The sequence below is a fragment of the Micromonospora parathelypteridis genome (assembly GCF_014201145.1).
Classification (GTDB): Bacteria; Actinomycetota; Actinomycetes; order Mycobacteriales; family Micromonosporaceae; genus Micromonospora; species Micromonospora parathelypteridis.
Genome location: NZ_JACHDP010000001.1, coordinates 3,532,955 through 3,554,253, shown reverse-complemented (window position 1 = coordinate 3,554,253; position 21,299 = coordinate 3,532,955). Strand labels below are relative to the sequence as shown.

The following is a 21,299-nucleotide window of genomic DNA, read 5'->3' as shown; positions in this document are numbered from 1 at the left end:
CTGCGCTCGTTCACTCCGCGCGCTCACTGGTTACCCCCGGAGTTGAGGAGCGGACCCGGGAGGCCGGTCTCGTCGGCCGCCACGCGCCCGGCCGGGATGGCCGTACCCGTTGCGGGGACCGAGATCCGGACGACCGCGCCGGACGTCGCCCCGAGGCTGCGTCGCACGGTCGAGCCGGGTGAGTTGGTCGGCAGCCAGACCACGCCGTCCGGCATTTCGGTGAGCTCGGCCGGCAGGGTCAGTGCCCCCCGGTCGGTGCCGACCGTGACCGCGTCACCGTCGACGACACCGAGCGCCTCGGCGGTGCCCTTGCCCAGCCGGACCACCGGCGGGCGGGCGGTGCCGGCGAGGTTCTCGTCGCCGTCGGTCAGGGTGCCGAGGTCAACCAGCTGGTGCCAGGTGGCCAGCACGGCCTCCCCGTCGCCCGGGTGCGGCACCCGGCCCGGCGCCACCGACGGCGCGGCCGGCCGAGTCGTGCGCGTCGCCGGCAGCGTGCCCAGCTCGCGACGCACGCTCGGCACATCCGCGGTGCCGAGCCGCACATCGAGCAGCGCGGCCAGCGCGTCGAGCACCCGACCGTCGGTCATCGCCGCGGTGTTCAGCACCGGCTCGAACGGGCGCAGCCGGCCCTCCCAGTCCAGGAAGCTGCCGGCCTTCTCGACCACCGGGGCGATCGGCAGCACCACGTTCGCCCGCCGGGTCACCGCGCTGCTGCGCAGCTCCAGGCTGACCAGGAACGGCACCGCGTCCAGGGCAGACTCGGCCAGTCGCGGGTCGGCCAGGTCCGCCGGGTCGACACCGCCGACGACCAACGCGCCGAGCTGACCGTTGGCCGCCGCGACGAGGATGCCGTCGGTGTCCCGACCAGCCTGGCTCGGGATCACCCCGGCCGGGATGTCCCACGCCTCACCCAGCTCGGCCCGGGCGGCCGGCTCGGTGACGAGCCGTCCACCGGGGAGCAGGTTGGGCAGGCAGCCCGCGTCGACCGCGCCGCGGTCACCCGCGCGCCGTGGCACCCAGGCAAGCTTCGCGCCGGTACGCCGGGCCACGTCCGCCGCGGCGGAGAGGCCACCCGGCACACTGGCCAGCCGCTCGCCGACGATCAGGATCGCGCCCGGTGCGCTCAGCGCCTCGGCGACCGTGGCGTGCTCGGCGAGCACGCTGGCCTCCTCGCCCGGCACGACCCGGGCCAGCTTGGCACCGAGCTTCTCCAGGCCGCGGGTGGCGAACGGCGCCAGCGCGTACACCGTCAGGGTCTTCTTCAGGTACGCCTTGCGCAGCCGCAGGAAGAGGATCGGGCACTCCTCCTCCGGCTCCAGGCCGACAAGCACGACCGCCGGCGCGTTCTCCACGTCGGTGTAGGTGACGTCGGTGACCCCGGCGACCGAGCTGGCCAGGAAGTCGGCCTCCTCGCGGGAGACCGGCCGGGCCCGGAAGTCGATGTCGTTGGTGTTCAACGCGACCCGGGCGAACTTCGCGTACGCGTACGCGTCCTCGACGGTCAGCCGACCACCGGTGAGCACCGCCGTGCCCTGCCCGCTCTCCCGTGCCGCGTGCAGCCCCTCGGCAGCCACGGTGAGCGCCTCGCTCCAGGAGGCCTCGCGCAGCTCACCGGTGTGCTCGTCGCGGACCAGCGGGGTGGTCAGCCGGTCGGTGGCCCGGGTGTACTGGAAGCCCCACCGGCCCTTGTCGCAGTTCCACTCCTCGTTCACCGCGGGCTCGTCGCCGGCCAGCCGCCGCAGCACCTTGCCGCGCCGCCAGTCGGTGCGCTGCCCGCAGCCGGCCGAGCAGTGCTCGCAGACGCTCGGGCTGGAGACCAGGTCGAACGGGCGGGCCCGGAAACGGTACTGGGCGCCGGTCAGAGCGCCCACCGGGCAGATCTGCACCGTGTTGCCGGAGAAGTAGGAGTTGAACGGGACATCCCCGGCGTCGCCCTCTTCGCCGTACGCGTCGTCCCGGTAGATGTTGATCTCCTCGGCGGACGACCGGCCCATCAGGTCGATGAACTTGTCGCCGGCGATCTCCTCGGAGAACCGGGTGCACCGCTGGCAGAGCACGCAGCGCTCGCGGTCCAGCAGCACCTGGCTGCTGATCGCCATCGGCTTCTCGTACTCCCGCTTGTGCTCGTGGAAGCGCGAGTCGGTGCGGCCGGTGGACATCGCCTGGTTCTGCAGCGGGCACTCGCCGCCCTTGTCACACATCGGGCAGTCGAGCGGGTGGTTGAGCAGCAGCAGCTCCATCACCCCCTCCTGCGCCTTCTTGGCGACCGGGGAGGTGACCTGCGTGCGAACGACCATGCCGTCGGCGACGGTCTGGGTGCAGGAGGCGACCGGCTTGCGCTGCCCCTCCACCTCGACCAGGCACTGCCGGCACGCGCCGGCCGGGGCCAGCAATGGGTGGTCGCAGAACCGGGGGATCTCGGTGCCCATCTGCTCGGCGACCCGGATCAGCAGCGTCCCCTTGGGGGCGGTGACCTCGACGCCGTCGATGGTGAGCGTGACGGTCTCGGTCTGCTTGGCTACATCAGTCATCAGTGCGCCCCTACCAGGGTCTTCTCTGACAGCTTCGGTGCGGTCCGTCCCTCGATGTAGTCGAGGTAGTCCTGCTTGAAATACTTGAGTGACGAGGTCACCGAGCTGGTCGCGCCGTCACCCAGGCCACAGAACGAACGGCCGAGGATGTTGTCGCAGGTGTCCAGCAGGGTGTCCAGGTCCTCGTGGGTGCCCTGACCGGCGAGGATCCGCCGGTAGACCCGAACCATCCAGTAGTTGCCCTCGCGGCACGGGGTGCACTTGCCGCACGACTCGTGGTGGTAGAACTCCAGCCACCGGTAGGTCGCGTACACCGGGCAGTCCTGGTCGGAGAAGATCTGGGTGGCCGTGGTGCCCAGGATCGAGCCGGCCGCCGCCACACCCTCGAAGTCCAGTGGTACGTCCAGGTGCTCGGCGGCAAGCAGCGGAGTGGACGATCCTCCCGGGGTCCAGAACCGCAGGTTGTGCCCGGGCTGCATCCCCCCGGCCAGCTCCAGCAGCTCGCGCAGCGTGACGCCCATCGAGCACTCGAACTGGCCCGGGTTGGCGATCCGGCCGGACAGCGAGTAGATCATCGGCCCGGAGGACTTCTCGGTGCCCATGGACTTCCACCAGTCCGCCCCACCGAGCACGATCGGCGGCACGCTGGCGATGGTGCCGACGTTGTTCACCACCGTCGGGCTCGCGTACAGGCCGTGGGTCGCCGGGAACGGCGGGCGCAACCGGGGCTGACCCCGGAAACCCTCCAGCGAGTCCAGCAGCGCCGTCTCCTCGCCGCAGATGTACGCCCCGGCGCCGGAGTGCACCACCAGCTCCAGGTCGTAGCCGCTGCGCAGGATGTTCCGACCGAGGTAACCCTTGTCGTACGCCTCCTGGACGGCGTTGCGCAGCCGGCGCGCGGCGTGCACCGCCTCGCCGCGGATGTAGATGTAGGCGCGGTTGGCCCGGATCGCGTACGAGGCGATGATCACGCCCTCGACCAGCGCATGCGGGTCGTGGGTCATCAGCGGCAGGTCCTTGCAGGTGCCCGGCTCGCCCTCGTCGGCGTTGACCACCAGGTAGTGCGGCTTGCCATCACCCTGCGGGATGAAGCCCCACTTGAGGCCGGTGGGGAAGCCGGCGCCGCCTCGGCCACGCAGCCCCGAGTCCTTGATCAGCTGGATCAGGTCGTCCGGGTGGGCCTTGAGCGCCTTGCGCAGCGCGGCATAGCCGTCCAACTGCTCGTACGTGCCGATGCGCCAGGCGTCCGGTGACAGCCAGCGCTTGGTCAGCACCGGCGTCAGCTTGGCCAGCGTCTCCGGGCGGGGAGTGGTCACTTCTGGGCCCCCGTTTCGCTCGCGGCGGCGGGATTCGCGCCACCGGCGCTCGCCGACGCTTCGTTGAGGTTGCGCTCCTGCGGGCCAGTGGCATCACCGGCGGGCTTGCCGTCGCTGGCGGGTTCGTTGGCCGCCACACCGGCCGCCTCCGCCTTCTGCGCGTCGCGCGGGACCGGCGGCGAGGTCTCCGCCGGAACCGCGGCGGAAGCGCCGTCGCCACCCTTCACCGGGCTGGCCGGCGTGGCGGGCTCGACGGCGGGCTTCGCGGCGGCCTCGGCGGCCTTCGCCTTCGCCGCCGCCTGGTCCGCCTCGGCCTTGCTGCGGATCGGGGTGTTCGGGTCGAAGCCCGGCACCGAGACACCGTGCTGCTGCGCGAGCCGCAGCCCGCGCAGGGTGGGCTCGCCCGGGCCACCGTCGGCGACCGCGCCGTCGCGATCGTCGGCGAAACCGGCGAGTTGCACCGCCATTTCCTTGAGGGTGCAGAGCCGGGCACCGCGGGTCGGCATCGGCCGCCCACCCGCCCGCAACTCGTCGACCACACCGACCGCGGTGGACGGGTCCACGCCGTCGAAGAAGTCGTAGTTGACGGTCATGACCGGGCCGTAGTCACACGCGGCCAGGCACTCGGCGTGCTCCAGCGTGATCGTGCCGTCGGCGGTCGTCTCGTCGTGCCCGACGCCCAGGTGCTCGGAGAGGGTGTCGTAGATTTCCTGGCCACCGAGCACATTGCACATGGTGTTGGTGCAGACGCTGACCAGGAAGTCACCGGTCGGCTTCCGCTTGTACATCGTGTAGAAGGTGGCCACCGCTCCGACCTGGGCCTTGTTCAGCCCCAGCACCTCGGCGCAGAACGTGACCCCGGCCGGGGAGACGTACCCCTCTTCGGCCTGCACCAGGTGCAGCAGCGGCAGCAGCGCCGAGCGGGACCGGTCCGCCGGGTAACGGGCGATGATCTCGCGCGCCCGCTCCCGGGTCTCGTCAGTGAAAACACTCATCGGCGTCGCCTTCCCGTTCGCGACTGCGGGGCTCGCAAGCTCACTCCTCGCACTCACCTGTCACACCCGCCCATGACCGGGTCCAACGAGGCACCGCCGGCGATCACGTCGGCGATCAGACCGCCCTCGGCCATCGCCGGGAGGGCCTGGAGATTGACGAAGCTCGGCTCCCGGTAGTGCACCCGGTACGGCCGGGTGCCACCGTCGGAGACCGCGTGTACGCCCAACTCGCCGCGGGGCGCCTCGATGGCGACGTACACCTGGCCGGGCGGGACCCGGAAGCCCTCGGTCACCAGCTTGAAGTGGTGGATCAGCGACTCCATCGACTGACCCATGATCTTCGCGACGTGCTCCAGCGAGTTGCCCATGCCGTCGACACCGATGGCCAACTGCGCCGGCCATGCGATCTTGCGGTCGGCGACCATCACCGGGCCCGGACGGAGCCGGTCCAGTGCCTGCTCGACCAGCTTCATCGACTCCCGGATCTCGGCGAGCCGGACCTGGTAGCGGCCCCACACGTCACCGTCGGGGTGGGTCGGCACGTCGAACTCGTACGTCTCGTAGCCGCAGTACGGCATGGTCTTGCGCAGGTCCCACGCGAGGCCGGCGGAGCGCAGCACCGGTCCGGTGATGCCGAGTGCCACACAGCCGGTCACGTCCAGCACCGCGACGTTCTTCGTACGCTCGGTCCAGATCGGCTGACCGGAGAGGAGGTCCTCGTACTCCTTGAGCTTCTTCGGCATCATCTTGAGGAACTCGCGGATCTTGACGATCGCCTCGTCCGGCACGTCCTGAGCCACACCGCCCGGCCGGACGTACGCGTGGTTCATCCGCAGACCGGTGATGGTCTCGAAGATGTCGAGGATGTACTCCCGCTCGCGGAAGCCGTACAGCATGATCGAGATCGCGCCCAGCTCCATGCCGGTGGTGGCCAGCCAGACCAGGTGCGACGAGATCCGGTTGAGTTCCATCATCAGCACGCGGATGGTGGTGGCCCGCTCGGTCACGTCGTCCGTGATGCCGAGCAGCTTCTCGACCGCCAGCGCGTACGCCGTCTCGTTGAAGATCGGGGCGAGGTAGTCCATCCGGGTCACGAACGTCGAGCCCTGGACCCAGTTGCGGTACTCGAGGTTCTTCTCGATGCCGGTGTGCAGGTAGCCGATGACGGAGCGGGCCTCGCGGACCGTCTCGCCCTCCAGCTCCAGGATCAGCCGCAGCACCCCGTGCGTGGACGGGTGCTGCGGACCCATGTTGACCACGATCCGCTCGTCGTTGATCGGGTCGGTGCCCGCGACGATCGTGTCCCAGTCCCCGCCGGTGACGGTGAAGACCCGCCCCTCGTCGGTCTCGCGCTCGCTGGCGTAGTTCGACGTCGTCACTGGTACGACCTCCGCTTGTCCGGCGGCTGGATCTCCGCGCCCTTGTACTCGACGGGGACGCCGCCGAGCGGGTAGTCCTTGCGCTGCGGGTGGCCCTCCCAGTCGTCCGGCATGAGGATCCGGGTCAGGTTGGGGTGGCCGTCGAAGACGATGCCGAACATGTCGTACGCCTCCCGCTCCTGCCAGTCCGCCGTCGGGTAGACCGCGGTCACGCTGGGCAGGTGCGGGGACTCGACGGAGACCGCGGCCTCCAGTCGGACCCGCCGCCGGTACGTCATCGACGTGAGCAGGTAGACCACGTGCAGTCGGCGCTCGTCGGCGCCCAGGTAGTCCGCACCGGACACCGAGGAGCACAGCTCGAACCGCAGCGCCAGGTCGTCCCGCATCACCTGGCAGACCTCGGCGATCCGCTCCGGCCGTACGTGCAGGGTCAGCTCACCCCGGTCGACCACGACCTTCTCGATCGCGTCGGCGAAGGCCGGGTACGCCTCCTCCAACGCGTCGCGGACCTCGTCGAAGTAGCCCCCGTACGGCCGGGGGGCCTCCTCGATGGGCTGGCGCTGGCGGACCAGGCCGCCGTAGCCGGACACGTCGCCGGTGCCGTGGTTGCCGAACATGCCGCGCCCGGCCGGGCTGGCCGGCGGCAACTCGGCGGGGGCACCGCTGGAGGCGCCGGCCGGCACCACCGGCACCGGTACGCCGCCGTCGTTGGGCTTGTCGCTCATTTGGGGCCTACCTGCGGGTGGAGGTGGTTCTGCGCGTTCATCCAGTTCTCGATCCGCAACTGCTCCTCGCGGCCCTCGCGGACCGCCCGGGTCCACTCGGCACGCCGCGCCTTGTCACTGCGGTACGAGGAGGGCATGGAGCCGTACGGCACGACCGGAACGTCGCCGCGCTCCTGGCGGGCAGCCAGCATCTTGCGGCCGTTCGGGCCCAGCGGCTCATACATGATCTTCTCGCGGAGCTTGAGGATCGCGTCGATGAGCATCTCCGGCCGGGGCGGGCAGCCGGGCAGGTACATGTCGACCGGCACCACGTGGTCGACGCCCTGCACGATCGCGTAGTTGTTGAACATGCCGCCGCTGCTGGCGCAGACGCCCATCGAGAGCACCCAGCGGGGCTCGGCCATCTGGTCGTAGATCTGGCGCAGCACCGGGGCCATCTTCTGACTGACCCGGCCGGCCACGATCATCAGGTCGGCCTGCCGGGGCGACGCCCGGAAGACCTCCATGCCCCAGCGGCCCATGTCGTAGTGCGGACCACCGGCGGCCATCATCTCGATGGCGCAGCAGGCCAGGCCGAAGGTAGCGCCCCACACGGACGACTTCCGGGACCAGTTGACCAGCTTCTCCACCGAGGTGAGCAGGACGCCGGCGGGAAGCTTCTCCTCGATGCCCATCTGACGTTCCTTCCTCAGTCCCAGTCCAGGCCGCCGCGCCGCCACACGTAGGCGTACGCAACGAAGACCGCGACGATGAACAGGACCATCTCCACGAAGCCGAAGATCGGCAGAGCGTCGAACGAGACCGCCCAGGGGTAGAGGAAGATGATCTCGATGTCGAAGACGATGAAGAGCATCGCCGTCAGGTAGAACTTGATCGGGAACCGGCCGCCGCCGACCGGCTGCGGGCTGGGCTCGATGCCGCACTCGTAAGCCTCGAGTTTGGCCTTGTTGTAGCGACGGGGACCGGCGAAGCGGGCGGCGCCAACGGAAAACAGCGAGAACGCCGCGGCGAGGGCGAACAGCCCGATGATCGGTGCGTAAGGCGAGAGCGACATCGTTTTCTCCTGCTCGTCCTTCCCTGCCCTCGGTGCTTGACGAAAATCACACTATTCACGTCCCTCGCAGTGGCAGTCGGCGGGGGTCGATCTTTGTCGGCGCGAGGCTGTGACCAGCCCCGATGCCGTCCTACTTATACGGCTCCCGCTTTCGTTCGCGACTGCGGGGCTCGCAAGCTCACTCCTCGCGCTACACGGCTGGCGCGGCTTTCGTCATCGCATTGATGACCCGGTCCATCGCATCCCCGCCACGCGGGTCGGTCAGGTTGGCCAACAGCTTGAGTACGAAGCGCATCAGCGTCGGGTGCGGCATACCGTGTTTGGTGGCGAGCCGCATGATCTCCGGACGGCCGATCAGTTTCACGAAGATGCCGCCCAACCGGTAGTAGCCGCCGAGTCGGGCCTTCAGCTCGTTCGGGTACGCCAGCAGCGCCCGCTCCCGCTCCGGACCGGCCGGTCGGGCGAGGGCCTGGACCATGACCTCCGCGGCCAGCTCGCCAGACTCCATCGCGTACGCGATGCCCTCACCGTTGAACGGGTTGACCATGCCGCCCGAGTCGCCGACCAGCAACACACCGCGGGTGTAGTGGGGCACCCGGTTGAAGCCCATCGGCAGTGCGGCACCGAGGATCGGGCCGTCGGCGTTGGCCTCGTCGGTCATCCCCCAGTCCTCGGGAGTGTTGGCGAGCCAGTCGGTGAGCAGCCGGCGGTAGTTGGTCTTGCCGAACGCGGAGGACGAGTTGAGCACGCCGAGGCCGACGTTGACCCGCCCGTCACCGAGGCCGAAGATCCAGCCGTACCCGGGCAGCAGGTTGTCGCCGCTGTCCTTGCTGCGCAGCTCCAGCCAGGACTCCAGGTAGTTGTCGTCGGCCTTGGCCGGCGAGCGGTAGTAGCGGCGGACGGCCACGCCGATCGGCCGGTCCTCCCGCTTGGCCAGCCCGAGCGCGAGCGGGAACCGACCGGAGACCCCGTCGGCCGCGACGACCAGCGGTGCGTGGAAGGTGGCGGGCTCCTTGCCCGGGCCGACCTCCGCCTCGACGCCGGTGACCCGACCGTCACCGTCGAGCACCGGGCCCAGCACGTTGACGCTGGTCCGCAGCTTGGCACCGGCGGCCACCGCCCGCTGGGCGAGCAGGTCGTCGAAGTCCAGCCTCGTTCGCACCAGGCCGTAGTTGGGGAAACTGGCCAACTCGGGCCAGTCCAGTTCGAGGCGTACACCGCCGCCGATGACCCGCAGACCTCGGTTGTGCAGCCAGCCGGCCTCGGGTGAGGTGTCGACACCCATCCGGATGAGCTGGCGCACCGCGCGCGGGGTCAACCCGTCGCCGCAGACCTTCTCCCGTGGGAACTCGGTCTTCTCCAGCAGCAACACCCGTACGCCGTGCCGGGCCAGGTGGTACGCAGTCGCTGACCCACCGGGACCGGCGCCTACGACAATGACGTCGGCATCGTGTTCCACCGCGGTCATTCGCGCCTCCTCCCGCACGCTCGTGAAATGCTTCACAAGCCAGACGGGACGAGTGTATGACCGGCGTCATACCTGCGCAGGATCAGGGGTACCTAACTCGCCGATGTGACAGCACATGACCGTCCACAGCGGTCAGGTGTCAGGCCGGGCTGGAAGCGTCCAGACCCGCATCGACCCGGATGGTCTCCGGCAGATGCTCACGGAGCGCACCGCCCGCCGCCCGATCCAGCGCCGCCAACACCTCGGCGACCACCTGCCGGACCTCCACCGGGTCGGCTCCGGCCAACGCGCGCAACTGCGCGATGAGTTCGGCCGCGTCGTCGTCGGTGGCGGCCACCGGGTCCGCCGGGTCTGATCCGGTCATGCGAACGAGCGTACGGGGCAAAGTGGACTAAAGACCGATATTCACGAAACCTGAATAATGTCCGTGCCCGTCTCGTGCGACGCGTGCCGCTGCTACTCGCGGATCCCCCGGTGCAGGGCCACCACGCCACCGGTCAGGTTGCGCCACGCCACCCGCCCCCACCCGGCCGCCGCGAGCCGCCCGGCCAGCGCGGCCTGCGCCGGCCAGGCCCGGACCGACTCGGCGAGATAGACGTACGCCTCGGGGTTGCTCGACACCGCGCGGGCGACCGCCGGCAGCGACCGCATCAGGTACGACAGGTAGACCGTCCGGAAGACCGGATTGACCGGAGTGCTGAACTCGGAGACGACCAGCCGTCCGCCGGGCCGGGTCACCCGAGCCAACTCCCGCAGGGCCGCGTCGGTGTCGTTGACGTTGCGCAGCGCAAAGGAGATGGTCACCGCGTCGAAACTGGCGTCGGCGAACGGCAACCGCAGCGCGTCCCCGGCCAGCAGCGACACCTCGGGACGAGCCCGCTTGCCAACCTGCAGCATGCCCAGCGACAGATCGAGCCCGACCGCGTACGCCCCGGACTGCGCAAGCTCCCGCGTCGAGACACCGGTGCCCGCGCCCACGTCCAGCACCCGCTCGCCCGGCCGTAGCCCGAGCGCCGCTCTGGTGGCCCGACGCCAAGAGCGGTCCTGGCCGAAGGAGAGCACCGTGTTGGTCAGGTCGTAACGCTCTGCCACGCCGTCGAACATCGCGGCGACCTCGTGCGGCTGCTTGTCCAGGCTGGCGCGCTGGCCCTTCGGGGTACGGCTCACCCCTCCACTCTGCCAGCCGACCACCGACCCGCGCTCGCTGGGTGGTGCGCCCCCGGCCGGTACGCGAAAGGGCGGGGTGGTCGCCCACCCCGCCCTTTCGCAACGCGCTTCTTGTCAGTCGGTCGACTTCTCGTCGCCGGGGGCGACCAGGACGACCTTGCGCCGGCGGGAGAGCACCAGCAGCGCACCGCCCGCGAGCAGGATGATCGCGCCGATGCCACCGATCAGGCCGACCTGCACACCGGTCACCGGCAGGCCACCACCACCGGAGCCGCCACCACCGGCAGTCGGCGACGTGGTCCCGCCCGGCGTCGTCGTGCCGCTCGGGCTCGGCGTGCCATCCGGCGTCGGGGTGGCCGTCCCGCCCGGGGTCGGCGTGGCGGTGGGCGTCGGGGTGGCGGTCGGCGTCGGGGTCGGCGTCGGCTGCGCGGTCAGATCGACGAAGACGTCGAAGATCGCCTGGTTGTCACTCTCGTCGACCTCGGTGAAGGCCTTACGCTGGGCGCTGGTCGCCAGCTCAGCCTGCTCCTCGGGCTGCCCGGCCGCAGCGTCGAGACCCTGCGCGACCAGCTCACCGACCCGCAGCACCGGCTCGGTGACGTTCGCGCCGACCGTCACCTTGACGTCCGCCGTGTAGTACTCACCGGGCTGGATCACCGCGCCGTCGTCCTGGCAGAGCGCCTGGGCGACACCGCCGACGGTCTGCGACGTGCAGGTGTCCGGCAGGGTGGCGAAGGTGACGCCGGCCGGGAGCGTGAGCACGTAGGACAGGCCGGTGGCCTTGCGGCTGCCGTCGTTGTAGACCGCCCAGTCCAGCGGCACCGTCTCGCCGAGCTTGACCGGCCGAAGGTCGGGATCATCGCCCTGGACGCCGTTCACCACGACGTTCGCGTGGACGTCCTGCACCCAGCTGGTCAGGTCGTAGCCGGGCTTGGTGACGGTGATGTCGTGCTCGACCGTGTTGTCGTCACGGTTGGGGTCGGCGGTGGCCGACTTGATGGTGACCACCAACGTGCCGGCCGCACCGCGAGTACCGGTGGAGAAGAGCGGGATGCCGAAGTCTTCGCTGGTCCCGGCCGGCACGTCGCCGAGCTGGCAGGTGAACGTCTTGCCCTTCACCTGGCAGCCGTCGGGCACCACGAACCCGACCTTGCTCTTCTTCAACTGGCTGGTGTCCACGGTGTAGCTGACGCCCTTGGCGGCGACCGTGCTCCGGGTGTTGTCGACCAGGAACTTGAACGGCTTGGCCTTGGCCGCCTTGACGCCCTTGGCCAGGTCGTAGCTGAGCGGCACCAGCGCCAGATCGGCCTTGTCGGCGGCCTGCGCCGGGGCGGCCACGGTGGCCAGGCCACCGGCCGCGAGCAGGGCCACAACGCCGGCGCGGGCCAGGGCCGAGCGGTGGAACGCTGTCATCAGTCCCCCGGGGGTAGGGAAAGTAAGAATGGTTACGGAACGAGCGGACGCTATCGGAGGTCGATCACGCACGCCAGGGTGCGAGCCTCTTTTCATCCGTCCGGCCCGAGGTGGGCAGACGGTACGGGCGGGATGGTCACCCATCCCGCCCGTACCGCCGTGCGTTATATGAACGACCCTCAACGGGCCGATGGAGGACAGCCCTCACGACAGGACCATCAGACCACCCGCCACCAGCACGGTCGCGCTGATTTCGCCGGTTCACGCTGGCGACGGATACGAGCCGCGACGCTAGCCGTCGACGATCATCTCCACCACCCCCGCGACGGGCAGCCTGACGCTGCGGCGGCGCGGACCACCCGTACCGCCGACGCCGCCAGGCGAGAGCATGAGCCCCGGTCAGCCGAACGGCCGGGCGACGACAGGCGTCAGTTGACCTCGACCAGTGGCAGCAACTTGCGACCGACGCTCGGAGGGTGGCATGGCCCGCGCCCCGGGCACGCGAAAGGCGGGGTGGTCGCCCACCCCGCCCTCGCGTCGTGCCAGCCTGCCGCCACTCTCGTCCAAGCGGCCTCGGAGTGGATACGTCAGTCGGTCGACTTCTCGTCGCCGGGGGCGACCAGGACGACCTTGCGCCGGCGGGAGAGCACCAGCAGCGCACCGCCCGCGAGCAGGATGATCGCGCCGATGCCACCGATCAGGCCGACCTGCACACCGGTCACCGGCAACCCATCGCCGCCACCACCGCCGCCGGCAGCCGGCGAGGTGGTGGTTCCCGGGGTGGACGTCCCGGACGGAGTGGGCGTACCGCTCGGCGTCGCAGTCGGCGTGGGCGTCGGCGCGGCGGTCAGGTCGACGAACACCTCGAAGTTCATGTGGTTGTCCCACGCGTCGACCTCTGCGGTGCGGTCCACCAGCGTGTCCGCGTAGAGGTCACCCAAGCCCAGCATCGGCTCGGTCACGTCGTCGCCGACGGTCACCCGGATATCCGCGGTGTAGTAGTACTCCCCTGGCTCCAAGACCGCACCGGCATCCTCGCACGTCAACACCGGCGTACGCTCCAACAACTGCTCGCGGCAGCCCTCCGGCTTCTGCGCGAAGGTGACGCCCTCCGGCAGGAGCAGGATGTAGCGGATGCCCGTCGCCTTGCGGCTGCCGCCGTTGTAGAACACCCAGTCCAACGGGACCGTCTCGCCCCGCCGCACCGGGCGCAGGTCGGGATCGTCGCCCCGGACGCCGTTCACCACGACGTTGGCCTGGACGTCCTGCACCCAACTGTTCAGGTCCTGGCCGGGCTCGGCGACGGTGATCTTGCGCGAGACCGTGTTGTTGTCAGGCTCGGGGTCGGCGGTGGTCGACTTGACGGTGACCACCCACGTGCCGGCGTCGCCAGGACCACCGGTGGAGAACAGCGGTATGCCGAACCACACGCCGGCACCGGCCGGCAGATCGCCGAGTTGGCAGGTGAACGTCTCGTCCTTCACCTGGCAGCCGTCGGGCACCACGACGCCAACCTTGTCCTTCTTCAACAAGCTGGTGTCGACGGTGTAGCTGACATCCTTGGCGGCAACCCTGCGCAGGCTGTTGTCGACCCGGAACATGAACGGCTTGGCCTTGGCTTGCGTGACGCCCATGGCGAGTTCCTGGCTGACCGGTCCAACGGTAATATCGGCCTGGTCGTCGGCCTGCGCGGGGGCGGCCACGGTGGCCAGGCCACCGGCCGCGAGCAGAGCCACAACGGCAGCACGCGCCAGGGCCGAGCGGTGGAACACTGCCATCAGTCCCCCGGGGGGTAGGAAGAAAGAATTGGTTGCGAGGGGCGACGCTAGCCGCTGATGATCATCTCCACCACCCCCACGCCGGGCAGCCTGACGAAGCGGTGACGGGGACCACCCGTACCGCCAGGGCGTTCCGGCGGGAGCAGGACCGGCGGTCAGCCGAACGGCCGGACGTCGACAGGCGTCAGTTGACCTCGACCAGTGGCAGCGACTTGCCCGCCCCACCGCCGGGCAGCGCGATCGAGGAGAAGTGCGAGACCACCCGCTCGTCGGTCGGGTCATCGGCCGGCGTGTGGTGCACGGCGAGCCGGTTGTAGAGGGTGTCGCGCTGCGCCGGGATCCGATCCGCCGAGCGGATCATGCCGATCAGCTCGTGCAGGTTGGAACGGTGCCGCGCGCCGGCGGAGGAGATGACGTTCTCCTCCAGCATGATCGATCCGAGGTCGTCCACGCCCATGTGCAACGCGAGCTGGCCGACGTCCTTGCCGGTGGTCAGCCAGGACGCCTGCAGGTGCGGCACGGTCTCGAAGAAGAGTCGGGCCACCGCGACGAGTCGCAGGTATTCCAGCGTGGTCGCCTGGGTGCGGCCCTTGAGGTGGTTGTTCTCCGGCTGGTACGTCCACGGGATGAAGGACCGGAAACCGCGGGTGCGGTCCTGCACGTCGCGGATCATGCGCAGGTGCTCGATCCGCTCGGCGTGCGTCTCGCCGGTGCCCATCATCATGGTGGCGGTCGACTCGATGCCCTGCCGGTGGGCCAGCTCCATGACCTCCAGCCAGCGCTCGCCCGACTCCTTGAGGGGCGCGATGGCCTTCCGCGGCCGCTCGGGCAGCATCTCCGCGCCGGCACCGGCGATCGAGTCCAGGCCGGCGGTCTTGATCCGGGCGATGGCCTCGTCCAGGCTCACCCCGGAGACCTTCGCCATGTGCAGGATCTCGCTGGGGCCGATCGAGTGGATGACCAGCTGCGGGTACGCCTGCTTGACCGAGGAGAACAGCTCCTCGTAGTACTCCACGCCGTAGTCCGGGTGGTGCCCGCCCTGGAGCATCACCTGGGTGGCGCCCAGCTCGACCGCCTCGCCGCAACGGCGCAGGATCTCCTCGGTCGGGTGGGTCCACCCTTCCTTGTGCTTGGGCGCGCGGTAGAACGCGCAGAACTTGCACGCCGTCACGCAGACGTTCGTGTAGTTGATGTTGCGATCGATCAGGTACGTGACGATGTTGTCCGGGTAGCGCCGCCGGCGCACCGCGTCCGCCGCCTCGCCGAGGGCGTGGAAGGGCGCCTCGGTGTAGAGCAGCAGGGCCTCCTCGGGCGTGACCCGCCCGCCGTCCGCGCCACGCTGCAGGATGTCGTCGATCTCCCGGCTCACCGTCACGCCCCCGAGCGTACGCCGACCGACCGCCTTGTCCCTGAGGGGTGCTGATGGCTGTGATCAGCTCGGCACGCACTCAGGTGTTCAGGCGTCATAGTCGACCGTGAGCTTGTCGGTGGTCGGGCTGGACTGGCAGGTCAGGACATAGCCGGCCGCCAGCTCGTCGGGCTCCAGGGCGTAGTTGCGGGCCATCGTGACCGCCCCGTCGACGACCTTCGCCTTGCAGGTCGAGCAGACACCGCCCTTGCAGGCGTACGGCAACTCGCCCCGCACCTTCAGCGCGGCGTCCAGCACCCGCTCCTCGCGACCCATGGTGAAGTTCGAAGACCTGCCGTCCAGCACGATGGTGACCTCGGCCCCGGCACCGGCCTGGTCGACGGGACGGCGTACCGGCTCGGGCGGCGCGTCGACATGGAACAGTTCGGTGTGCACCGCCGACTCGGGCAGCCCGCCCGCGGTCAGCACGTCCCGGACGTCGACCACCATGGCGTACGGGCCGCAGAGGAACCACTCCTCGATCACGTCGCCCGGCACGATGGTTTCCAGCAACCGGCCCAGCCGCTCGGCGTCGATCCGCCCGGAGAGCAGCGCCGACTCGCCCTGCTCGCGGGATAGCACGTGCACCAGGTGCAGCCGGGTGGGATAGCGGTCCTTCAGGTCGGCCAACTCCTCGGCGAACATCACCGTGTTCGCCGTGCGGTTGCCGTACACCAGGGTGAAGGTGCTGGCCGGTTCGACGGCCAGTGCGGTCGCGACCAGCGCGAGCACCGGGGTGATCCCGGAACCGGCGACGACCGCGCCGTAGTGCCGCACCCGGTCCGGCGCGAATGCCGTGGTGAAGGTGCCCAGCGGCGGCAGCACCTCGACCAGGTCGCCACGACGCAGCGCCCCGCACGCGAACGCCGAGAAGGCGCCACCGGGGATCTCCCGCACCCCGATCCGCAGCCGGCCGTGCCGGGCCAGGTCGTCGGGGGTGGAGCAGATCGAGTACGACCGGCGCACGTCCGCGCCGTCCTCGGCCACGCGACGCACGGTGAGGTGTTGGCCCGCCCGGAACGCGAAGGTCTCCCGCAGTTCCTCCGGTACGGCGAAGGTCACCGCCACGGCGTCGTCGGTGAGCCGGTCGACGGCGGCGACCGACAACGGGTGGAAGACCGGCCGGCGACGGACCGGGCGGGTGATCGTGACAGTCACAGCGCCTTCAGGTGGTCGAAGGGTTCGGAGCAGGAGCGGCAACGCCACAGCGCCTTGCACGCGGTGGAGCCGAACCGGCTGACCTGTTCGGTCTCCGGTGAGCCGCACTGCGGACAGCGGACCGCGAGGGTCAACGGCACGACGCCGGCGGCGGGCACGGCGGCCGGCGGGGCGATCCCGGCGGCGGCGAGCTTGGCCCGCCCGCCCTCGGAGATCCAGTCGGTGCTCCACGGTGGGCTGTAGACGGTGCGGACCTCGGCGTCGAGGTGACCGGCGACCGCGAGCGCACGGCGGATGTCCGCCCGGATCACGTCCATGGCCGGGCAGCCGGTGTAGGTCGGGGTGATGGTGACGGTGATCCGGCCGGTGGTGGAGTCCTCCTCGACCGCCCGCAGGATGCCCAGCTCGTCGATGGTGATCACGCGGATCTCCGGGTCCACCACGCTGGCGGCGGCCTCCCGCGCGCTCACCGTGCCGGCCTCGATCGCGGGGCTCGCGCTCACCACTTCGCCCCCGGATGGGCGCGGTGCAGCACCTGCATCTCGGCGAGCAGGTAGGCCAGGTGCTCGGTGTGCACGCCGGTCCGCCCGCCGGCCGGGGCCCAGCCGCTCTCCGGCCGGGTCAGTGTCGCCTCGGCCAGCACCGAGCCGACGGTCTCGTCGAACGCCGGACGCAGGGTGGCCGGGTCGACCGGCGCCGCCTGGTCCGCGGCGAACAACTCGTGGGTGTACGGCCACACCTCGTCGACGGCGGCCTGCATCCGACGGTGCGACTCCTCGGTGCCGTCGCCGAGCCGCTTCACCCACAGCGCGCCATGGTCCAGGTGGTACGCCGACTCCTTGCGCGCCTTCGCGCCGATCGCGGCCAACCGCTCGTCCGAGCAACCGGCCAGCGCCGTGTACAGCGGCAGCTGGTACGCCGCCAGGAAGAACAGCTTCGCCATCGTCACCGCGAAGTCGCCGTTGGGCAGCTCGACCAGGAGCGCGTTGCGGAACTCGCGGTCGTCGCGCAGGTACGCCAACGCGTCCTCGTCGCGGCCGGCGCCCTCCAGCTCACCCGCGTACGACAGCAGCAGGCGGGCCGCGCCGAGCTGGTCGAGGGCGATGTTGGCCAGCGCGATGTCCTCTTCCATCTCCGGGGCGCGCGTCGTCCACTCGGCCAGGCGTTGGGCGGCGACCAACGCGTCGTCGCCGAGGGCGAGAGCGAAGTCGAAGGGCCCGTTCACAGGTGAGCCACCCCGTCCGGCACCTCGTAGAACGTGGGGTGGCGGTAGACCTTGTCCGCGGCCGGGTCGAAGAAGGCGTCCTTCTCGTCCGGGCTGGACGCGGTGATCGCGGCGGCCGGCACCACCCAGATCGACACGCCTTCCTGGCGACGGGTGTAGAGGTCCCGGGCGTTGCGCAGGGCCAGCTCCGCGTCGGGGGCGTGCAGGCTGCCGACGTGGGTGTGCGACAACCCCCGCCGGGCCCGCACGAAGACCTCCCAGAGCGGCGAATGTTCGGTACTCACGCGACTGCCACCTTTTCCTTGCTCTCGGTCCGCTTGGCGGCGTACGCCGCGGCGGCCTCGCGTACCCATGCGCCGTCGGCGTGCGCGGCCCGGCGGTGCGCCAGCCGCTCCCGGTTGCACGGCCCGTCGCCGGAGATCACCCGCATCAGCTCGTCGTAGTCCGGCTGGGTGTAGTCGTACGCCTGCCGCTCCTCGTTCCAGCGCAGGTCCGCGTCGGGGATGCGGAGCCCGAGGATCTCGGCCTGCTGGACGCACATGTCGACGAAGCGCTGCCGCAGGTCGTCGTTCGAGAAGCGCTTGATCTTCCAGGCCATCGACTGGGTGGAGTGCGTGGAGTCGCCGTCCGGCGGGCCGAACATGGCCAACGACGGGTACCACCAGCGGTCCACCGCGTCCTGGGCCATCGCCTGCTGCCCCGGGGTGCCGTGCGACAGGGTGTGCAGGATCTCGTAGCCCTGCCGCTGGTGGAACGACTCTTCCTTGCAGACCCGGATCATCGCGCGGGCGTACGGGCCGTACGAGCAGCGGCACAGCGGCACCTGGTTGACGATCGCCGCGCCATCCACCAGCCAACCGATCGCGCCCACGTCGGCCCAGCTCAGGGTGGGGTAGTTGAAGATCGAGCTGTACTTCTGCCGGCCGTCGAGCAGCAGCCGGACCAGCTCGTCACGGCTGATGCCGAGGGTCTCGGCGGCGGCGTAGAGGTAGAGGCCGTGGCCCGCTTCGTCCTGCACCTTGGCCAGCAGGATCGCCTTGCGCTTGAGCGACGGCGCCCGGCTGATCCAGTTGCCCTCCGGCTGCATGCCGATGATCTCGGAGTGGGCGTGCTGGGCGATCTGCCGGATCAGCGTCCGGCGGTACGCGTCGGGCATCCAGTCGCGTGGCTCGATCTTCTGCTCGGCGTCGACCACCTCGGTGAAGTACGCCGCGAGGTCCTCGTCGGGCGCGGGTCCGCCACGCCGCCCGCGCTGTGCCGCCGCGCGCAGCTCCGCCTCGGCAGCCTCGACCTCGCCCAGCAGGCCGCCGCCCGGCGCTTCGGCCGGGGTCGAGAAGTCGTTGCCATACATGGGACAAGTGTTACAGCTTGCGACCCAAGAAACCAGAGCGTGTAACAGGAAACCGAGGATCCCATCAGTGACGGAATGAGCGCTTTGCGCAACCTGGACACCAGACTTCTGCCGTGACTTAGCCCACGAAACAAAGGTGAATCCCCGCAAGAACCGCATACCGGTCGCATATCCCGCCTTTATCGCGGATTGCCTAGTGTCGGGCCCTGACGGGTCACCCAACCGGACGTAGACTTTCCGCCGTCACACCGATCGGCTGCAGCTGACCGCCGCCAGACAGAGGCCACGTCCCCCGGCCTCGGCGATCGACCGATCCGTCCGGACAACAAGCCGGTCCCCCCGGCCCTGACACCTGGAGCTCACCCACTCATGCGATCCCGCGTGACCATGGTGCTCGCCATCACGGCGGTCCTGCTCGGCGGCGTCCTACTGGTCCCCGCCGCGTACGCCCGCCTCTCCAGCGGCGACAGCAGCGGAGGCGGAGGCGGTGCCGCCTCGACCGTCGCCGCGCCATCACCCACGCCACCGCCACCGCCCACGCTGGCGGCCGGACCGGTGTCGGTGAACTTCAACGGCGAATTCTTCTCCTGGGCGCTGCTGGATCGACAGACCGGCAAGATCGCCGGGTCGCCGAACATGGCCGCGACCAGCTCCACCGAGTCGATGATCAAGGCCTGGATCGTCTCCGACTACCTGCGGCAACTGGGTGACAAGGAGCCGTCCGCAGCGCTGAAGAAGTCGGCCAGCCTCGCCATCCGGGACAGCAACGACGTCGCGGCCAACAAGGTCTACGCCGCTGCGGGTGGCTCGTACACGGCGCTGGCGAACGGGCAGCCCGGGCCGGTCATCCAGCGGGCGATCAAGATCTGCGGGCTGACCGACACGAGGCGCGGCAACGTGCCAAAGTACGAGGGCTGGTGGAGCTTCACCCGGATGTCTCCCCGTGACGCGGTCCGGGTCGGGAACTGCATCGCCGACGGCAAGGCCGCCGGCCCGAAGTGGACCAAGTGGGTGCTGAGCGAGATGAGTCAGGTTCGCGGCACCACTGCGGCGAAGGACCAGAAGACCGAGTCCGGGGGCGGCCGCTGGGGGATCATCGACGGCCTGCCGAAGTCGATCACCGCTCAGGGCCCGGTCAGCATCAAGAACGGGTGGACGGAGATCAACTACGACGGCAACTGGCACGTCAACTGCCTCGCCGTCACTGACAAGTGGAGTCTCGCGGTGATGCTGCGCTACCCGTCTAAGAAGTACGGGCTGGACTACGGCGCGCAGGTCTGCGCCAGCGTGGCCACCCAGCTGGTCACCCCGCAGCCGGGCGCCGCGCTCAAGGTGCCGCAGCAGCCGGTCGGGAAGCTCTGATGGCCGGCAATCGTCGGGCCGACCGGCGCGGCGGCGGTGAAACCTCTCCGCTGCGGCTGGTCGCCATCGCGGTCATCCTGATCGGGTTGGTCCTGGTGTCGCTGCGGCTGCTGCCCGGGTCGCCGTTCGAGTCGTCCGCAGCAGCCAAGTGGGGCGACGCCGGCACGACCACCAGCGACCGGTCCACGAGTGGGGCCACCAACCGCAGCGCCCGCCAGCCCGACTCACCGTCGCCGAGCCCCAGCCCGTCGCTGGAGCCCCTGCCGTTCGTGGCGAAGAACCTCAACCTGGACATCGAGGGCTGGTACTCCTGGAGCGTGCTGGACCGCCGGACCGGGGCGATCATCGGTTCCAAGAACATGGGCGAGACCAGCACCACCGCCTCGATGATCAAGTCCTGGATCGTCGCCGACTACCTGCGTCGCACCGCCGACGCCGGCCAGACGCCGAGCGACGCGAAGCTCGCCGACGCGACGCGGATCATCCGGGACAGCGACAACACCCGAGCCGAGCAGTTCTACAACCTGGTCGGCCGGGACGCCTCGATCAAGCGGCTGATCTCCATGTGCAAGTTGACCGACAGCAGCGTCGCCCCCGACAAGGGCTGGTCCCGGACGGCGCTCTCCCCCCGGGACACCGCCCGCCTCGGCAACTGCATCGCCACCGGCACCGCCGCCGGCCCGAAGTGGACCAAGTGGCTGCTCAACGAGATGAAGCTGGTGCGCGGCGCGGGAGACTTCGGCATTCGCAAGGCCTTCCCGGCCGCCGAGCAGAAGCAGATCGCCATCAAGAACGGGTGGATCGACCGGACCCAGGAGCAGGAGATGCACATCAACTGCCTGGCCATCGGTGACACCTGGACGATGGGCGTGATGGTCAAGTACCCGATCAACATGGGCTACGACTACGGCATGAAGAACTGCCAGAAGATCACCGAGGCGCTTCTGCGCCCCGGTGTCTGAGCCCTTC

Annotated in this window: 20 protein-coding genes; 2 read left to right on the top strand and 18 right to left on the bottom strand. The window is 70.0% G+C overall.

Features of this window, described 5'->3' with window-relative positions; all coding sequences use genetic code 11:
* Positions 1-23: 23 nt before the first annotated feature.
* The 18 genes from HNR20_RS16030 to paaA all read right to left on the bottom strand — a co-directional run bounded on the left by HNR20_RS16030 (position 24) and on the right by paaA (position 18,968).
* Positions 24-2,531: an NADH-quinone oxidoreductase subunit G gene (locus HNR20_RS16030; protein ID WP_184180688.1), complete on the bottom strand. Its 2,508-nt coding sequence runs from the start codon at positions 2,529-2,531 to the stop codon at positions 24-26.
* Positions 2,531-3,847, bottom strand: a complete 1,317-nt coding sequence (gene nuoF, locus HNR20_RS16025; RefSeq protein WP_184180686.1) for an NADH-quinone oxidoreductase subunit NuoF — start codon at positions 3,845-3,847, stop codon at positions 2,531-2,533. The genes HNR20_RS16030 and nuoF overlap by 1 nt, the downstream gene beginning before the upstream one ends.
* The gene (nuoE, locus tag HNR20_RS16020; protein ID WP_184180684.1) at positions 3,844-4,842 is read right to left on the bottom strand and encodes an NADH-quinone oxidoreductase subunit NuoE; all 999 of its coding nucleotides are present in this window, start codon (positions 4,840-4,842) and stop codon (positions 3,844-3,846) included. The genes nuoF and nuoE overlap by 4 nt, the downstream gene beginning before the upstream one ends.
* A gap of 53 nt (positions 4,843-4,895) precedes the next feature.
* Positions 4,896-6,221 (bottom strand): NADH-quinone oxidoreductase subunit D, encoded by a 1,326-nt coding sequence (locus HNR20_RS16015; RefSeq protein WP_184180682.1) that lies wholly within the window; start codon positions 6,219-6,221, stop codon positions 4,896-4,898.
* The gene (locus HNR20_RS16010; protein WP_184180680.1) at positions 6,218-6,946 is read right to left on the bottom strand and encodes an NADH-quinone oxidoreductase subunit C; all 729 of its coding nucleotides are present in this window, start codon (positions 6,944-6,946) and stop codon (positions 6,218-6,220) included. The genes HNR20_RS16015 and HNR20_RS16010 overlap by 4 nt, the downstream gene beginning before the upstream one ends.
* A complete protein-coding gene (locus HNR20_RS16005) occupies positions 6,943-7,620 on the bottom strand; it encodes a NuoB/complex I 20 kDa subunit family protein (protein WP_088986765.1) in 678 nt (225 codons plus the stop codon). The genes HNR20_RS16010 and HNR20_RS16005 overlap by 4 nt, the downstream gene beginning before the upstream one ends.
* 14 nt (positions 7,621-7,634) lie before the next feature.
* Positions 7,635-8,000 carry an NADH-quinone oxidoreductase subunit A gene (locus HNR20_RS16000; RefSeq protein ID WP_007454588.1) on the bottom strand — a complete coding sequence of 122 codons (366 nt, stop codon included), beginning with the start codon at positions 7,998-8,000 and terminating at the stop codon, positions 7,635-7,637.
* Between the two features lie 190 nt (positions 8,001-8,190).
* Positions 8,191-9,468, bottom strand: coding sequence for a geranylgeranyl reductase family protein (locus tag HNR20_RS15995; protein ID WP_184180678.1), 1,278 nt, complete (start codon positions 9,466-9,468; stop codon positions 8,191-8,193).
* A gap of 139 nt (positions 9,469-9,607) precedes the next feature.
* Complete coding sequence (locus tag HNR20_RS15990) at positions 9,608-9,832, bottom strand: hypothetical protein (RefSeq protein ID WP_184180676.1); 225 nt, start codon at positions 9,830-9,832, stop codon at positions 9,608-9,610.
* Between the two features lie 92 nt (positions 9,833-9,924).
* Complete coding sequence (locus HNR20_RS15985; RefSeq protein WP_184180674.1) at positions 9,925-10,635, bottom strand: demethylmenaquinone methyltransferase; 711 nt, start codon at positions 10,633-10,635, stop codon at positions 9,925-9,927.
* 114 nt (positions 10,636-10,749) lie between these two features.
* Complete coding sequence (locus HNR20_RS15980) at positions 10,750-12,048, bottom strand: cell wall anchor protein (RefSeq protein ID WP_184180672.1); 1,299 nt, start codon at positions 12,046-12,048, stop codon at positions 10,750-10,752.
* 587 nt (positions 12,049-12,635) lie between these two features.
* Positions 12,636-13,826: a cell wall anchor protein gene (locus tag HNR20_RS15975; RefSeq protein ID WP_184180670.1), complete on the bottom strand. Its 1,191-nt coding sequence runs from the start codon at positions 13,824-13,826 to the stop codon at positions 12,636-12,638.
* Between the two features lie 184 nt (positions 13,827-14,010).
* Positions 14,011-15,201, bottom strand: a complete 1,191-nt coding sequence (gene mqnC / locus HNR20_RS15970; protein ID WP_184180668.1) for a cyclic dehypoxanthinyl futalosine synthase — start codon at positions 15,199-15,201, stop codon at positions 14,011-14,013.
* A gap of 81 nt (positions 15,202-15,282) precedes the next feature.
* Entirely contained in the window at positions 15,283-16,392 is a 1,110-nt protein-coding gene (gene paaE / locus HNR20_RS15965; protein WP_184180666.1) for a 1,2-phenylacetyl-CoA epoxidase subunit PaaE, read from the bottom strand.
* Positions 16,389-16,862: a 1,2-phenylacetyl-CoA epoxidase subunit PaaD gene (paaD, locus tag HNR20_RS15960; RefSeq protein ID WP_184188515.1), complete on the bottom strand. Its 474-nt coding sequence runs from the start codon at positions 16,860-16,862 to the stop codon at positions 16,389-16,391. Before paaD ends, paaE begins: the two co-directional genes overlap by 4 nt.
* A 29-nt stretch (positions 16,863-16,891) precedes the next feature.
* Positions 16,892-17,617, bottom strand: a complete 726-nt coding sequence (paaC, locus tag HNR20_RS15955) for a 1,2-phenylacetyl-CoA epoxidase subunit PaaC (protein WP_184180663.1) — start codon at positions 17,615-17,617, stop codon at positions 16,892-16,894.
* Positions 17,614-17,901: a 1,2-phenylacetyl-CoA epoxidase subunit PaaB gene (gene paaB, locus HNR20_RS15950; RefSeq protein WP_184180661.1), complete on the bottom strand. Its 288-nt coding sequence runs from the start codon at positions 17,899-17,901 to the stop codon at positions 17,614-17,616. Before paaB ends, paaC begins: the two co-directional genes overlap by 4 nt.
* Positions 17,898-18,968, bottom strand: a complete 1,071-nt coding sequence (paaA, locus tag HNR20_RS15945; protein ID WP_184180659.1) for a 1,2-phenylacetyl-CoA epoxidase subunit PaaA — start codon at positions 18,966-18,968, stop codon at positions 17,898-17,900. The genes paaB and paaA overlap by 4 nt, the downstream gene beginning before the upstream one ends.
* A gap of 369 nt (positions 18,969-19,337) precedes the next feature.
* On the opposite strand from paaA, the gene HNR20_RS15940 reads away from it, so the two are divergent.
* Entirely contained in the window at positions 19,338-20,330 is a 993-nt protein-coding gene (locus HNR20_RS15940; protein ID WP_184180657.1) for a hypothetical protein, read from the top strand.
* On the top strand, positions 20,330-21,292 hold the full coding sequence (locus HNR20_RS15935) for a serine hydrolase (protein ID WP_184180655.1): 963 nt from the start codon (positions 20,330-20,332) through the stop codon (positions 21,290-21,292). Before HNR20_RS15940 ends, HNR20_RS15935 begins: the two co-directional genes overlap by 1 nt.
* Positions 21,293-21,299: the final 7 nt, after the last annotated feature.